We start from the raw sequence: 15,585 nt of genomic DNA, 5'->3' as shown, positions 1-15,585 counted from the left end.
GTGCACTGAAGGGAAAAAATATCCCTCAACGTGCTCGCCACCGGATTACATGATGTGCGAGACTTTCCAGCATCCCAAGGAGACCAAGGATGAAAGCTCAAGCCTTCTACAAATCCCTGTATTTTCAAGTCATCACTGCCATCGTTCTGGGCGTATGTCTTGGCCATTTTTATCCCGAATCCGGCGCTGCCATGAAGCCTCTTGGCGACGGTTTCATCAAGCTCATCAAGATGATGATTGCACCGATTATTTTCTGTACCGTGGTGGTTGGAATCGCCGGTATGGAAGACATGAAAAAAGTCGGCAAGACGGGTGGCATGGCATTGCTGTATTTTGAAGTTGTCAGTACCCTCGCGTTGATCATCGGCCTCATCATCGTCAATGTCGTGCAACCTGGTGCAGGCATGCATATCGATGTGCATACGCTCGACACCAAGGGCATTGCAGCCTTTGCCGGTCCTGGCAAAATGCAGACCACGACAGAATTTTTGATGGCCATCATCCCAACTACGTTTACCGAGGCTTTTGCCAAGGGTGAGATACTACAGGTGTTGCTGATCTCCATCTTCTTTGGTTTTGCCCTCCATCGTTTTGGTGGTCGTGGCACGCTGGTATTTGATCTGGTAGAAAAATTCTCCCATGTCTTGTTTGTCATTGTTGGCTACATCATGAAAGTGGCGCCCATCGGTGCCTTTGGCGCGATGGCTTTCACGATCGGTAAATATGGTGTGGGTTCGCTGGTGCAGCTCGGTTACCTGATGGGCACTTTTTATGCAACTTGCCTGATTTTCATCTTCGGGGTACTTGGCACGATCGCCAAGGTACATGGTTTCAGCATCTGGAAATTCATCAAGTACATCAAGGAAGAATTGCTGATCGTACTCGGCACGTCATCTTCAGAATCGGTATTGCCACGCATGATGGCCAAGCTGGAAAACCTGGGTGTGAAAAAATCCGTGGTTGGCCTGGTAATCCCTACCGGTTACTCTTTCAATCTGGATGGCACTTCCATCTACCTGACCATGGCTGCAGTCTTCATCGCCCAGGCCACAGATACACCGATGACCTTGATGCAGCAAATCACTTTGCTGGCAGTCTTGCTGCTGACATCCAAGGGCGCGGCAGGTATCACTGGCAGTGGTTTCATCGTATTGGCAGCGACATTGTCTGCGGTTGGTGGCGTGCCTGTCGCTGGTCTGGCATTGATACTTGGTATAGACCGTTTCATGTCTGAAGCTCGTGCACTGACGAACCTGATCGGCAATGGCGTCGCCACTGTCGTCGTTGCCAAATGGGGCAATGATGTGGATACGGTCAAGATGCAAAGATGCCTGAATAATGAAACCGTAGAAGAAGCAGAAGATCCGGAACTGTTGATGGATACTGCATCCATGCATACAGCAGTGCGTCATTAAGCTGGCTACAAATAAAAGCAAAAAGCGGACTTTGAAAGTCCGCTTTTTTTATGCGTGCAAATTATTGTTGCAAACCTTCAGCCAGTTTTTCTCAAATGTCGCAACGCCAGGGTCAGCGCCATCAATTGTATGGTCGCCGCCAGAAAGAAAGGTGCGCCCAGCAAGACACTTCCTTTGGGAAAATGACTGACTTGCCCGACTATCGACGTACCGATCAGAGTGGCAAACACACTCATGATACTGGCGAGTGCTGTTAGCGAACCCATTGCCAGACCTTGCGAACGCGCATCGACTGCACGCGAAAAAAATCCCTGCAAGGCAGGCCCGGCAGCAAAAGCCAGCACATTGCACAGGATCAGCACATACATCATCCAGCCCTGGTTCGCCAAGCCATAACAGGTCAGTGCGACAGTCGATGAAGCCAGGCCGATCAGGACTGCATTCGCATCTCCCACCCGCTTGATGTAACGGCCAAGAAAAACGCCTTGCATGAGTACGCTGGAAACACCAACCATGAACAATGAAAAACCATTTTGCATGGGTGTCCAGCCAAAGCGCAATTCGGTTGATAGCACCCAGGTTGTTTGCAGGGTGAACTGGGCAAACATGGTCAGCGCATATACCCACACCAGCGCGCCGACGCCACGTAAATGCGCAAGGCCCCGCAAACCCGCAAAGGGATTCGCAGCAGAAATATGGAAGTCCTTGCGGTGATCGGCAGGCAAGGATTCTGGCAGCGAGAAATAGCCATACATCACATTACCCAGCGACACAGCAGCAGCCAGGTAAAACGGGTAATGGATATGCGCCTCACCCAGCAAGCCGCCAACGACAGGGCCACAGATAAAACCCAGGCCGAACATGGCACCTATTTTACCCAAGGCTTTGGCACGGTTTTCTGGTGTCGATACATCGGCGATATAGGCATTTGCCACCGAGAGATTGCCGGCAGTGATACCACCGATGGCACGCACCACCAGCATCCAGTAAATACTGGTGACCTGGGTCAGTAAAAGGAAGTTCAAACCAAGGCCAAATACGCACATCAACAAAACAGGGCGGCGGCCAAAACGGTCACTGAGCGCCCCTATCATGGGGGCAAAGATAAATTGCATGACGCCATAGATAGCGACAATCGCGCCATACCAGTAAGCCTGGCTGTCTGGCTGCAAGGTATAACTGGCCACCAGCCGTGGCAGGACCGGAATGATAAGACCTATGCCGAGGATGTCGAGAAATACCGTGATCAATACAAAACGCACATTGGTCGGCAGTGCTTTGGCAGCGTCAGCCTGTTCAGAACTTGTCATGAATGACAACCTTTTAGCGGAATAGACAAAGCGCAATAGTATATGATTACCGTCAAGTACATTTGCACGGGAGCCAACATGGCTTTGTTTGATCATTTTCTCATCATTGCCTTGCTGGTCGCCATCAGCGCATTTTTTTCCATGTCAGAAATTTCATTGGCGGCTGCGCGCAAGGTCAAGCTGCAGATACTGTATGCAGAGGGCGAGCAGCGTGCGGGCAAGGTGCTGGCGCTGCAGCAAGAACCGGGGCATTTTTTCACGGTTGTGCAAATCGCCCTGAATGCGGTAGCCATACTTGGCGGTATTCTCGGTGAACAAGCCTTGACTCCGTATATCCTGAAAGCCCTGGTCGCTGTGGTTGGCATGACCAGTTGGGTAGAGACTGTCAGCTTTGTCACCTCCTTTTTGTTCGTGACCTCGATTTTCATTTTGTTTGCAGACCTGATGCCCAAGAAGATTGCCATGATTTCGCCAGAAACCGTGGCGATGCTGGTGGTCAGCCCCATCCTTTTGTGCGTGCGCCTGTTCAAGCCCTTGGTCTGGGTCTTCAATGGCCTGGCCAACCTGATGTTACGTCTGTTTAATTTGCCGACGACCAGGAATGAGCAAATCACCTCAGATGAAATTTACGCCATGTTTGATGCTGGTGCCGAAGCAGGGGTGGTGTTGCAAAGCGAGCACCATATGATAGGCAATGTGTTCGAACTGGAAAGCCGCACCGTACCATCTGCCATGTCGCAACGCGACAGCATTGTCTATTTCACCCTTCAAGATACTGATGTGGTCATACGCCAGAAGATCGCCGAGCATCCGCATACCAAGTTTTTGGTATGTGATGGCAATATCGACAATGTCGTAGGCTATGTTGAATCCAAGGACATTCTGAAGCGGGTACTGACCAACCAGGCCTTTACCAAGGTGCAGGAATTATCGATACGCACTGCCCTGGCCGTGCCTGACTCACTGACCCTGTCTGAAATGCTGGAGCAATTCAAGGGCACGCGTGAAGATTTTGCCGTCATCCTCAATGAATATGCACTGGTGGTCGGCGTAATTACGCTGAATGATGTGCTGAGCACCCTGATGGGCAACCTGGTACACCCTTTCCTGGAAGACCAGATCGTCAAGCGTGATGCCAATTCATGGCTAATTGACGGTGCAACAACAATTGAGGATGTCTGCCGCGCTCTCGATATAGATGGCTTGCCTGAGCAGGGAAGCTATGAGACCATTGCCGGTTTCATGATGACGATGCTGAAAAGGATACCCAAACGCACCGATTTTGTCATGCTAGGGTCTTATAAGTTCGAAGTCGTCGATATTGATCACTATCGCATTGATCAACTGCTGGTGGTCAAACTCGATAGCGCGGAAACCAACAAATCACCGTAGTTATGATCGCTTTATTATCATAGTTACCACTAAGCTTCTTCAGTATCACGTCTTAACTCATTTTTTTAACGCATCACCGTCAACAGCAGCTCAAGCAAAGCTGCTGGCTTACCCGTTTTTATCAGGATTTTCATGTCGCACGCTTGTGGAGTAGATTTTGGCACCTCGAATTCAACCGTTGGCTGGCACAGGCCGGGCGAGCCTGCGCTGTTAGCGCTGGAAGAGGGCAAAGTCACGCTGCCATCGGTGGTGTTTTTCGATGTGGAAGATGACCAGGTCAGTTATGGCCGGGCGGCGCTGAGCAATTATCTGGCTGGCTATGAAGGCCGCCTGATGCGCTCGATGAAGAGTTTGCTGGGCACCAGCCTGATGGATGGCCAGACTGAGGTACAGGGCAAGGCCGTGCCTTTTCGCCATCTGCTGGCGCAATTTATCGGTGAACTCAAAGCGCGCGCAGAAAAATCTGCGGGCTGCAACTTTACCCAGGCTGTCATGGGCCGCCCTGTGCATTTTATCGATGATGACAGCAAGGCCGACAAACTTGCACAAGACACGCTGGAACAAATCGCCCGCGCAGCAGGGTTCAGGGAAGTGCAATTCCAGTATGAACCGATTGCTGCAGCCTTTGATTATGAATCACGCATCACCAAGGAAGAACTGGTACTGATCGCCGATATAGGCGGTGGTACTTCAGACTTTTCGCTGGTGCGCCTGTCACCGGAACGTGCCCACAGAGTAGACAGGAAAGACGATATCCTCGCCAACGGCGGTGTACATATCGGTGGCACTGACTTCGATAAATACCTGAGCCTGAACCATGTCATGCCGCTGCTGGGCCTCGGTGGCCGTCTTGGCAGCCAGATCGAAGTACCCTCCAGTTATTATTTCAACCTGGCAACCTGGCACACGATTAACCTGACCTATACCCAAAAAGTCTGGCGTGAATTACAAGAAGTTTACCGCGATATCAATACCCCGGAATTACGCCTGCGCTTTGAACGCCTGCTGAACCTGGTCGAAGAACGCGATGGTCACTGGCTGGCCATCAAGTCGGAAGAAGCCAAAATCTTATTATCTGATCAACAAACCATAGACTTGCCACTGGAACGCCTGCGTAGCAAACTGCCAGCGCCCACCTGCCATCTGGCACTGGACCAGGCTGGTTTGCAAAGCTCGATTGCTCATCTGACCAGCAATATAGGCGACACTGTCAAAACCGTGCTGAACATGGCAAACCTGAAACCTGAACAGGTCGATACCGTGTTTTTCACTGGTGGCTCTAGCGGCGTACGCGGCTTGCGACAACAAATCGCCAGCATAGTCCCAACGGCAACCAAGGTCGAAGGTGATCTTTTTGGCAGCATAGGATCAGGTCTTGGTCTGGATGCCGCACGAAGATTTGCGTGAAAACCAGGCTTGCAAGCCTCGTGTCAGTTTTGACAAATATATTTCACTTAAAGTCACAAAGTCGGCGAGCCATGGCTGCGTCCGACGCGACAACTTAAACTATACTTGTTGCATCAATTAGCAGGCTTTTCTACCCGGAGAAAGCATGTCGAACGAACAAGATGACGATGATGAGCTGTTCCTGGTTGAGGATGCGGAAGAAGAAACCGCCCCTCAGCAAGCGGGGCGCAGCTGGAAAATCGCCATCGTCGATGATGATGAAGATGTACACCGCACCACCTGCTTTGCACTGCAATATGTGCAGATCCTGAACCGCCCTCTCGAATTTATCCACACCTACTCCAAGAGTGAAACCCGCAAGGTATTCGCCAATGAAAGCGATATCGCCGTAGTCTTGCTGGACGTGGTCATGGAAACCGAACATGCAGGGCTGGAGCTGGTCAGTTTCATTCGCGATGAACTGGGCTGGACCGATACCCGCATCATCCTGCGTACCGGCCAACCCGGTTATGCACCGGAAGAAGAGGCGATACGCGACTATGACATCAACGACTATAAAACCAAGAATGAGCTGACCCGCAAAAAACTGCTGACGTCACTGACGGCAGCCGTGCGCTCGTATGAGCAGATACGCACTATCGATGCCAGCAGACGCGGCCTGCACCAGATCATCAGCTCCAGCGCGGCCTTCACCTTCGAACATGGCATACAGTCTTTTGCCAGTGGTGTGATTACCCAGATCGCCGCTTTGTGCGGTGTACCACCTGAAGGTTTGCTGTGCGCCCAGGGCGAGCTTAATGAGATGGATGAAGAAATCCCCGAGACCTTCAATGTCATCGCCTCTGCAGGGCATTACAGCAACCTGATGAATTGCCCCATTGATGATATCCATAACAGCCGCGTGCGCGACGCTTTGCGGCATGTGCTGACAAGACGGGAATCCCTGTTTACTGATCACAGCATGACACTGTATTTTTCTGGCCGTGGTAACCGCCCCCTGGCAGCCTTTATCGACCTGCCGTTTTCACTGTCGGACATCAACCAGCATTTGCTGGAAGTATTTTGTTCCAACCTTGGCGTCTGCCTTGATAACCTGAGCCTGGTCAACCAGCTCAAAAACCATGCTTACCGCGACCAGTTACTGAAACTGCCTAACCGTCTGAAGTTCATCGAACAGATTAGCACTACCCTGGCGAGTGGGCTGCAAGGGCAAATGGTGGCGCTGATAGACATTGATGATTTTGCAGAAATCAATGATGTGCTTGGCCATCATTATGGCGACCTGATTCTCAAAGCAGTGGCAGACAGGCTGCGCGAAAAACTGGGAGCTCCCATCTTTTTGGCACGCATTTCCGGCGATGTATTTGGCCTGCTGGGCAGCAAGGACTTGCTCGAACCCGAAACCCTGAGGCTGATGTTTGTTGAGCCCTTCATCATTGAAGCAACGGCGCATGCGGTGTCCATGTCGATAGGCATGGTGGCACTGGAAGGTTACATCGGTGATGGTGCGGAACCGCTGAAAGATGCCAGTATCGCTCTCAAGCGCACCAAGATACACCAGCGCGGCAGTTGCACATTGTTCACCCGATCGATGGGTATAGAGATACGCGAGCGCGCCACCCTGATGCAGCATTTGCACAAGGCCTTTGATGCCGAGCGCCTGTTCCTCATGTACCAGCCACAAATCGATCTGGAGACCGGCAAATTTACCGGGCTGGAGGCACTGATACGCTGGCGTAATGATGATGGTGTGCTGATACCACCAAATGATTTTATCCCGCTGGCAGAATATTCCGGCCTCATCATCAGCCTGGGTGCCTGGGTATTGCGCACCGCCTGCTTCATGATGGTCAGGTTGCAAAAAGCTGGTATTGCCCCGCAACGCATGGGCGTGAATGTCTCGGTCGTGCAATTCCGGCAGGACGACTTTATCGCCATTGTGGCATCCGCATTGAAAGACACTGGCTTGCAGCCAGAAAACCTGGAACTGGAAATCACGGAATCGGTCACCATGACCAGCGCCATACTGTTTGAAAGCAAACTTGCGAGTTTAAAAAAACTGGGCGTAAAAATCGCCATCGATGATTTTGGCACAGGTTTTTCTTCGCTCAGCTACCTCGATAAACTACCAGTAGACAGATTGAAAATTGACCGTGCTTTCGTCAATCAGATCGACACACCAGAAGGCCCGCGCATTGCCGAACTGATTACGCAGCTTGGTAAAAAACTGGGCTTGCAAGTGATAGCAGAAGGTGTAGAACATGAGACCCACTGGAAGACGCTGGCCGCCATGGGATGTCATGAAGGGCAGGGCTTTTATATAGGCCGCCCTATGCTCGAAGAGAATCTGGTTTCCTGGATCAATCTCAGAAAATAAAAGGCTGTCACAAAATGGGAATCAATTTCATGCCCACCTCGCAACAGCCTTCTACCACAACAATTAAAACCATCAGCCACATGCGGCTGATGGTTTTTTTACAGCTTACTTCTTGTCCATCATTGGCGGGCGGTCACCCGTCTTATGCTCCGGTCCATGCTCACCGCCTGGCCTGCCCATGCGTTCACGCATATGCGATGCCATACGTCTGTGGCTGTCATCAAAAATCTTTTGCTGTTCCGGCGTCAAAACGGCGTAGAAAGTTTTCAGAGAAGTCAGGCGCGTTTGCATTTTCGCCAGATGTTCTTTCATTTTTTCGAGGCCTTTTTCCATGCGTTCTGGCGTCGTCAGTTTTTCCATTTCCTTGCGGTCAGGGCGGGCTGGCATGGCAGTAGGATTCATGGCATCGATAAAAGTCTTCCAGGCCGGTTCCTGTGCAGCTGTGATCTTCAATTTGTCATGTAGTTCGGCCTGGTGTTTGGCCATGCGCTCTTTCATTTTTTCTACCCACTTGGCAGGGTCGCCATGTGGCTGGCCATGATCTGCATGCGCAGAAGCAGATGCTGGTGAAGGAGGCTGTGCCAACGCACTGCCTGCACTACCGATCATACTCAGGCCAACAGCCGTCACTGCGATAATGAGCTTCTTTTGGAGTTTCTTTTGTAAGGTATTCATCATTTATTTTCTCTTTCTGTTCAGAAGAATAAACTCACAGGTCTGCTGCATATACTCTGCAAATATGTGAGTCAAGCTGGCTGATTGCTTGCGGGACTTGATACAAATCCGGTGTTGCGGTCTCAGACATGTGGTGCATCTTGCAGCAAGCTTGTAACGTCGAAATGTCCATCTGCTCTCGCTTTGTATCGACGTGTAACAGTCAAGAATGATAAGGTGGTATGTTACGGTTTAAGATAATCGGGACTTACGCAAAACCGCCCCGGCTGCGTTGCAGTTCCTAGCCTTACAATGCCGTAATGTCGTCGTCGCTGACGGAGTAGTCGGGGTCAGACAATACGTTGTCTGCCGACGAAACGAACCACCCTTGCAAGGGTGGCTTACCGGGAGCGATAGCCTTGCTGGGACAATTTTGCGTAAGTCCTGATAACAAGACGATACAAAATCAGGGTTTTTATAGACTGGATCGGGCTCATAATGAAGAACATGGACACACCTAATAAAATTCTCATCGTTGACGATGACCGCGACATCCGTAATTTGCTGGCTGATTATCTCGATAATAATGGCTACAGTACAGTGACGGCCGCCGAAGGCAATGCCATGTGGGCAGCCCTGCAAAATCATCAGGTTGATCTGGTCGTACTGGATCTGAACCTGCCTGGCGATGATGGTCTGACGCTATGCCGCACGCTACGCAGCAAATCGACTTTGCCGGTCATCATGCTGACTGCGCGTGGCGAACCGCTGGACCGTATCCTGGGACTGGAAATGGGTGCAGATGATTACCTGCCCAAGCCTTTTGAACCACGCGAGTTACTGGCCCGCATACGCAGCGTGTTGCGCCGCACCCAGACCAATGTCAGCTCACATTCTGGCGAAGCATTGCAAAAACTTAAATTTGCCGGCTGGACGCTGGACCTGACCGCACGCCACCTGATCAGCCCGGATGGCATGGTGGTGTCTTTGTCGGGCGCAGAGTTCCGCATGTTGAATATCTTCCTGGAGCATCCCAACCGCGTGTTGAACCGTGACCAGTTGCTGAACATGACGCATGGCCGCGATGCAGATCCGTTTGACCGCTCCATCGATATTCAGATCAGCCGCTTGCGGCAAAAATTGCGCGAAGATGCGCGCTCGCCACAGATCATCAAGACCGTCAGGAATGGCGGCTATGTATTGGCTGTTACCGTTGTCGTGGAGCAGGACGCATGAAAATCTTATCGTCGATGTGGGGCAGAGTCTTTGCCATCCTTTTGCTCGGCGTAATCGCATCGACGGTACTGACCTGGACACTGGCTTTTGGCGAAAGACAAAAAACCATATCGCAATACCGGGATTCGCACGCGGTTGAACGTGCCGAACAACTGGTGCTGGCACTGGATGCCTTGCCAGCAGAAAACCGCGAAAAGTTTTTAGCGACCGCACCACGCCTGGGTTTGAAAGTAGCCACCCTGCCAGTTGAGACCAGCGACCAGGCCCCGCGTTCCGAATATGCTGCCGCAGTCAGCGAAAGACTGGGCAAGACTTTTCGGGTGATGTCATTGACGCAAGACCCTGAATCTTGCCCGCGCAACCCACAAAATGTACAAACCAACCGCCTGCCGTGTGAAGCCTTGGGTATCACACTGCATGACGGCACTGCCCTGCGCCTGACGGTTTTACCGCCGCGTAATCCGGCGCCGCCACTGCGCCCCGACTTTTTGCAATACCTGTTCCTGTTCCTCGCCAGCATAGCCGTACTGGCTTACCTGATCGCCCGCATGACCATGCGGCCTTTGCAGCAAATGGCCAAGGCAGCCACAGCATTGGGACAGGATATCAACCGCCCTCCTTTGCCAGAAAAAGGCGCGACTGAAATTTTGCAGGCCACCCGTGCCTTCAATGCCATGCAGGCACGCATACGCCAGCATATTGCCCAGCGCACCCACATGCTGGCGGCAATTACCCATGACTTGCAAACCCCGCTGACGCGCCTGCGTTTGCGTCTGGAAAAAGTCAAAGACGAAGAATTGCGCGACAAGCTCATCGAAGATTTATCGGGCATGCAAATGATGATACGTGAAGGCCTGGACCTGGCACGCAGCATGGACAGTAATGAAGCCTTGAAGCCGCTGGATCTTGACTCACTGCTCGATAGCGTGTGCGCCGATGCTGCCGATGCCGGACAAAATGTCAGCTTTGTGGGCAAGCCTGGCCTGACTGTCATGGCCAGACCACAAGCCCTGCGCCGCTGCCTGACTAACCTGATCGACAATGCCGTCAAATATGGCCAATACGCCACGGTCACCATGGTGGCTGGCAAGGATGCAGCCAAAGATGTCCTGCATGTGCTGATACGCGACGGCGGCCATGGTATTCCACCTGAATTCCAAAGCAAGGTGTTTGAACCTTTCTTTCGGATGGAAACTTCGCGCTCGCGGGAATCTGGTGGCACCGGCCTGGGCCTGACGATCGCCCAGAATATCGCCCAGCAACATGGCGGCCAACTGCAATTGAGCAATTTGCCTGAAGGTGGCCTGGAAGTGCGCCTTACCCTGCCCATGCAAGCGACCTGAATCTGCTGCCTGTCTGAAATCTGTTCTCCTATCCTCACTGATATACGGTGAGGATTTTTTTGTCTTTAATCCAGTCCAGAGTCAGTAAAACTTGCTCATGAAGGCAAGGCTTGTCAAAAAGTCTGCTATCCACTTGACTAATCAGGCCCCCTCCCCTGTAGAATCCGGAAAAAGCCTGAGGACTTGCACATGATTAATTTACAACTAGGCGATGTCAGCCACATTATCCAGCTGGCGATTGCACCAGTATTTTTGCTCACCGGCGTAGGCACAACGCTCTCTGTCCTGACTAGCCGCCTGGCACGCATCATCGACCGCTCAAGAGTTGTCGAAGACTTGCTGCACGGTGAAAACAGCTCTCCGGTCAGCCCACCCGGCGTCGAAGAAGAATTGCACGAACTGTATGAACGCTCACACCTGATCAACCGCGCCATCACGCTCAGCACATCTTGCGGTCTGTTCATCTGCCTGGTAATCGCCTCGCTGTTCATGGGTGATGCTACCAGCCTGAACCTGGACAAGCTGATTGCCACCCTGTTTGTTGCCGGTGTGTTTTCCCTGATAGGCAGCTTCATCTACTTCATGCGCGAAATTTTTGTCGCCACCAAGACCCTGACCCGCCAACGCCTGTTGGGCAAACGCAAAATCATTGCCCGCGAATCATAAGCACCTGGTAAATATCAGACAAGCACCAATAAAAAGCCCCGCTATCTCAAGATGCGGGGCTTTTTACTAAGCGCCAGCTTATTTCAGCGCTATTTCAAGGCTATTTCACTACAGCCGGAGCCTGTACCGTGACGATGACATCAATAGACGCTGTACCGGGATTGGCTACCGTAATCGGCTGGTAACTACCCGTGGCGCGGAAAATCAGGGTACCCGGTATGCTGGGCGCAATAAATCCGGCATTGCTTGTCCCGGCACCGGCAATCGCAACGGATGTACCGGCAACCTGCGTCCAGCTATAGTAGATGATATTGCTGGTGTTGGATGGCGCATCGACTTTCAGGGTCACTGCGCTATTGGTCAGTACTAACTGCACTGGCGTATACGACACCAGCGAGATAGGCGGCAGGGGATCGACATAAAACACCACGTCCAGTTGCACCAGCGGATCCAACGAAAAACCGCCGGGCTGAATGACGGAATTGGACGTATTGAGGGTAAATACAAAAGGGGTACGGGTATCAACAAACTTGGGCAAGGCCGCACTGGCGACACTGCTGAATGCATTGAAAATTTCTACTGAAGGACCGGATTTCTGCTTCCAGTAATAATAGATAGGTGTGCTGCTATCGACCTTGCCATTGGCATCATATTTGACCGATTTGCTGCCATCAAGCGTGATGGTGGAACCGGCTGCAACCACACCGCCGCTATAAGAGATGGGCACTACCGTTGGTTTGACGATAGGCGTCACTGTCACTGTCTGGGTGGCCGTGCCCACTTTTTGCTTGTCGTCCGTGACGCGGCATTGCACTTTCAATGCCGTCGATGCGGTCACTACAGGTGCGGTAAAGCTGGTGGCGGCAGTATCTGTCGGTGCCAGGGTGATCGTGGTGCCGGCAGCATCGCTGACTACCCATTGATAAGAATACGGCTCGCCTGTCGCAGCTGGCGTACCACCGCTACCGGCACAACTCAAATTCACCTTGTCACCAGATGCTGCGGTAGTTGTACCGCTGACTTTGGCAGTCGGGCTGGCAGTGACAGAAGCCTCCTGCTTGACCAGCAGTGTAGTCGATGCCTTGATGGTATTGCCTTTGACATCCACTGCATTCAGGGTCAGCTTGTAGGTATAGTCAGCAGTCAATAAGGTAGGAGGCGTGACTTGCAAGACACAACTGGCATCTGCGCCTGTGCTGCTCTTGGAGATGATCTTGCAATCAGCATTGCTCACCGCTGCCAGCGGATTGGCCGACAAAGTCAGGTTTTCTACCTGCCAGTACATATTGGTAATGATGCCTGCTGTGCTGCTGGCCTGACCGTTGAAGCTCAGGGGATTGCCGCTGATCACCGTCAGGGCATCCGGTACGGCGATTGCCATGGGATTGGCTGTGGGAGTGCCGGTACCCGCGGTACCACCACTACCGCCACTGCCTCCACCACAGGCAACCATAGCCAGGCTGGAAAAAACGATTAAGGCTGTTTTGATTTGCTGAACCACGCTAACTCCGATGTCTTGCTGAATAGGGGAATGCTTATCATTGTAGCTTCATGCCAGCGTTTGCAATACCTTTACGCAAAATGTTGACAAAATGTTTCAAGTTTTGGTCCGGACAAGAATGCTGCCAAAATAAAAAACAATTATTTTGCGAACGGTCGTGCAAAAAGTAATCAGGTATGGCACTCTAAACAAAAAAACATTCCAAACAGCCTGGAGACATTGATGAACACTTTGCACTATGCGCACTGGCCGCAAGGCTTGCCCCATGATCTGATCACGCCGGCAGCCAGCGTGTACACGAATTTGCAGGTATCGGCCCTGCGCTTTCCTGACAAGGCAGCAATCATCTTTTATGACACTGTCATCACTTACCGCCAATTGCATGAAGAAGTACTGGCGCTGGCGGGCTATCTGCAAGAGGTATGCGGTGTACAAAAAGGCGACCGTGTCTTGCTGAATATGCAAAACAGCCCGCAATTTGTCATCGGCTTTTACGCCATTATGCGTGCTGATGCCATGGTCGTACCCGTCAATCCCATGCTGATGACAGATGAACTGTCGCATTACATTGCAGATAGCGGTGCCAAGACCGCCTTGGTTTCGCAAGAAATTTTCTCGCGCCTGCAACCCTTGCTGGGCCACAGCATATTGCAACACGCGATAGTAGCTACTTACTCCGATCACTTAACGGCGGTAACCAGCCTGACCATTCCCGACTTTGTGAAGGCAGAACGCCAGGTGGCTGAGCAAGCTGGCGTTACCAGCTGGCACGCCGCCATTGCTGCCGGCCATCAGCCGCGCCCCCATGCCGCGGGGCCAGATGACTTGGCCTGCATGCCCTATACCTCGGGCACAACCGGCAAACCCAAGGGTTGCATACATAATCACCGCTCAGTCATGTTCAATATCGTCGGCAGCCCGACTTGGTCGGGTGCTATCGTCGCCACCCATGTGGCGTTGGCGGTGCTGCCTTTCTTCCATGTCACCGGCATGCAGTCGGTCATGAATGCCATGATTTATTGCGGCGGTACTCTGGTCATCCTGCCACGCTGGGACCGTGATGCCGCAGGACAACTGATCACCCGTTATGCCGTCAGCAACTGGACGCTGGTACCCTCCATGATGATCGATTTTTTGTCGAACCCAAGACTGGCCGAATACGATATTTCCAGACTGACCCGGGTATCTGGCGGCGGCGCGGCCATGCCAGCCGCCATCGCACAAAAACTGCTGGAACTGTCTGGACAGGTTTATATGGAAGGCTATGGCTTGTCCGAAACCATGGCACCGTCCCACCTGAACCCGCCACAGCGCATGAAGCAGCAATGCCTGGGCATGCCCTACTTCAATGTCGATTCGCGCATCGTTGATCCGACCACCCTGCAAGAAGTCAAACAGGGCGAAACTGGCGAAATCTGGATACACGGCCCGCAAGTCTTCCAGGGTTACTGGAACGACCCACAAAAAACCGCCGATGCCTTTGCCGAACTCGACGGCAAAAAATTCTTCCGCTCCGGTGACCTAGGCTATATGGACCCCGAAGGTTTCTTCTTCTTCACCGACCGCCTGAAACGCATGATCAATGCAGCTGGCTTCAAAGTCTGGCCCGCCGAAGTCGAATCCATGATGTACCAGCACCCGGCAATACAAGAATGCTGCATCATCGCCGCCCACGACACCTACCGCGGCGAAACCGTCAAAGCCGTGGTCGTTAAAAAACCGGGCAGCGATGTAACTGCCGAAGACATCATGCGCTGGGCGCATGAAAAAATGGCCGCGTACAAGGTGCCGAAGTTTGTCGAGTTTGTAGATAGTCTGCCGAAATCAGGGACGGGGAAAGTGATGTGGCGGACCTTGCAGGAGAAGGAAGCGGCGAAGGTCAAATAACATATCTGGCAGTAATGCAATGGCACTGGTTTTGCCGTTGGGTTGGTTTTGACTTTTGTAGTTCCCATGTGTCGATGCCTTTGATGCACGGCAGAAAATGGAAAAAGAAGGATCGATGTTTGAGCGCAGCGAGTTTTCGAGCCTTCCCATTTTTTGACTTGCAGCAAAGGGAACCCCCTTTAGGGCTGATCATTACCCACATCTTTCCTGACAAATTCACATTTGACAGAAATTTCTTGTAAACAGACGATAGTGATGTTAACTTTTGACTCGTGAAAATAATTAAAATCCCTGAATGGACATTGACGAAGACCAGGAGGATTGCGACTGGGCCGAAAATGAATTGGGCTTAGTGCAACTTGGCGACAAACGTCTGACATCACGCTTAGTATTGCTG

At 52.0% G+C, this 15,585-nt stretch carries 12 protein-coding genes; 9 read left to right on the top strand and 3 right to left on the bottom strand.

The genetic code is table 11. The features are described from left to right. Positions 1–89 precede the first annotated feature (89 nt). Positions 90–1,415 carry a dicarboxylate/amino acid:cation symporter gene (locus ACO0LG_RS27730; protein WP_423031562.1) on the top strand — a complete coding sequence of 442 codons (1,326 nt, stop codon included), beginning with the start codon at positions 90–92 and terminating at the stop codon, positions 1,413–1,415. Between the two features lie 77 nt (positions 1,416–1,492). Here the strand turns inward: ACO0LG_RS27730 and ACO0LG_RS27725 are convergent, their stop codons facing one another. Beyond that, positions 1,493–2,725: a TCR/Tet family MFS transporter gene (locus ACO0LG_RS27725; protein WP_423031560.1), complete on the bottom strand. Its 1,233-nt coding sequence runs from the start codon at positions 2,723–2,725 to the stop codon at positions 1,493–1,495. 78 nt (positions 2,726–2,803) lie between these two features. On the opposite strand from ACO0LG_RS27725, the gene ACO0LG_RS27720 reads away from it, so the two are divergent. From ACO0LG_RS27720 to ACO0LG_RS27710, 3 genes are all read left to right on the top strand, one after another. Next, positions 2,804–4,117, top strand: coding sequence for a hemolysin family protein (locus ACO0LG_RS27720; protein ID WP_423031558.1), 1,314 nt, complete (start codon positions 2,804–2,806; stop codon positions 4,115–4,117). A gap of 132 nt (positions 4,118–4,249) precedes the next feature. Further along, the gene (locus ACO0LG_RS27715; protein WP_423031556.1) at positions 4,250–5,524 is read left to right on the top strand and encodes an Hsp70 family protein; all 1,275 of its coding nucleotides are present in this window, start codon (positions 4,250–4,252) and stop codon (positions 5,522–5,524) included. Between the two features lie 145 nt (positions 5,525–5,669). Continuing rightward, complete coding sequence (locus tag ACO0LG_RS27710; protein WP_423031554.1) at positions 5,670–7,901, top strand: bifunctional diguanylate cyclase/phosphodiesterase; 2,232 nt, start codon at positions 5,670–5,672, stop codon at positions 7,899–7,901. 105 nt (positions 7,902–8,006) lie between these two features. Here the strand turns inward: ACO0LG_RS27710 and ACO0LG_RS27705 are convergent, their stop codons facing one another. Then, on the bottom strand, positions 8,007–8,579 hold the full coding sequence (locus ACO0LG_RS27705) for a Spy/CpxP family protein refolding chaperone (protein WP_423031552.1): 573 nt from the start codon (positions 8,577–8,579) through the stop codon (positions 8,007–8,009). Between the two features lie 483 nt (positions 8,580–9,062). On the opposite strand from ACO0LG_RS27705, the gene ACO0LG_RS27700 reads away from it, so the two are divergent. The 3 genes from ACO0LG_RS27700 to ACO0LG_RS27690 all read left to right on the top strand — a co-directional run bounded on the left by ACO0LG_RS27700 (position 9,063) and on the right by ACO0LG_RS27690 (position 11,800). Further along, positions 9,063–9,791 carry a response regulator gene (locus tag ACO0LG_RS27700; protein ID WP_423031640.1) on the top strand — a complete coding sequence of 243 codons (729 nt, stop codon included), beginning with the start codon at positions 9,063–9,065 and terminating at the stop codon, positions 9,789–9,791. Next, positions 9,788–11,134, top strand: a complete 1,347-nt coding sequence (locus tag ACO0LG_RS27695) for an ATP-binding protein (RefSeq protein WP_423031550.1) — start codon at positions 9,788–9,790, stop codon at positions 11,132–11,134. The genes ACO0LG_RS27700 and ACO0LG_RS27695 overlap by 4 nt, the downstream gene beginning before the upstream one ends. A 192-nt stretch (positions 11,135–11,326) precedes the next feature. Beyond that, on the top strand, positions 11,327–11,800 hold the full coding sequence (locus tag ACO0LG_RS27690; RefSeq protein WP_423031638.1) for a DUF2721 domain-containing protein: 474 nt from the start codon (positions 11,327–11,329) through the stop codon (positions 11,798–11,800). 100 nt (positions 11,801–11,900) lie between these two features. Here ACO0LG_RS27690 and ACO0LG_RS27685 read toward each other — a convergent pair whose 3' ends face one another. Further along, positions 11,901–13,301 (bottom strand): hypothetical protein, encoded by a 1,401-nt coding sequence (locus tag ACO0LG_RS27685; protein ID WP_423031548.1) that lies wholly within the window; start codon positions 13,299–13,301, stop codon positions 11,901–11,903. Positions 13,302–13,523: 222 nt separating this feature from the next. Between ACO0LG_RS27685 and ACO0LG_RS27680 the strand changes: the two genes are divergently transcribed. Next, positions 13,524–15,188, top strand: coding sequence for a long-chain fatty acid--CoA ligase (locus ACO0LG_RS27680; protein WP_423031546.1), 1,665 nt, complete (start codon positions 13,524–13,526; stop codon positions 15,186–15,188). A 295-nt stretch (positions 15,189–15,483) separates the two neighbouring features. Next, positions 15,484–15,585 (top strand): transposase DNA-binding-containing protein (locus ACO0LG_RS27675; RefSeq protein WP_423029202.1); only part of this gene is annotated, 102 nt, incomplete at its 3' end.

The sequence above is a fragment of the Undibacterium sp. Ji42W genome (assembly GCF_049340405.1).
Taxonomy (GTDB): domain Bacteria; phylum Pseudomonadota; class Gammaproteobacteria; order Burkholderiales; family Burkholderiaceae_D; genus Undibacterium.
Note: the sequence above shows the minus strand (reverse complement) of the source record. Positions and strands in the feature narration are given on the sequence as shown.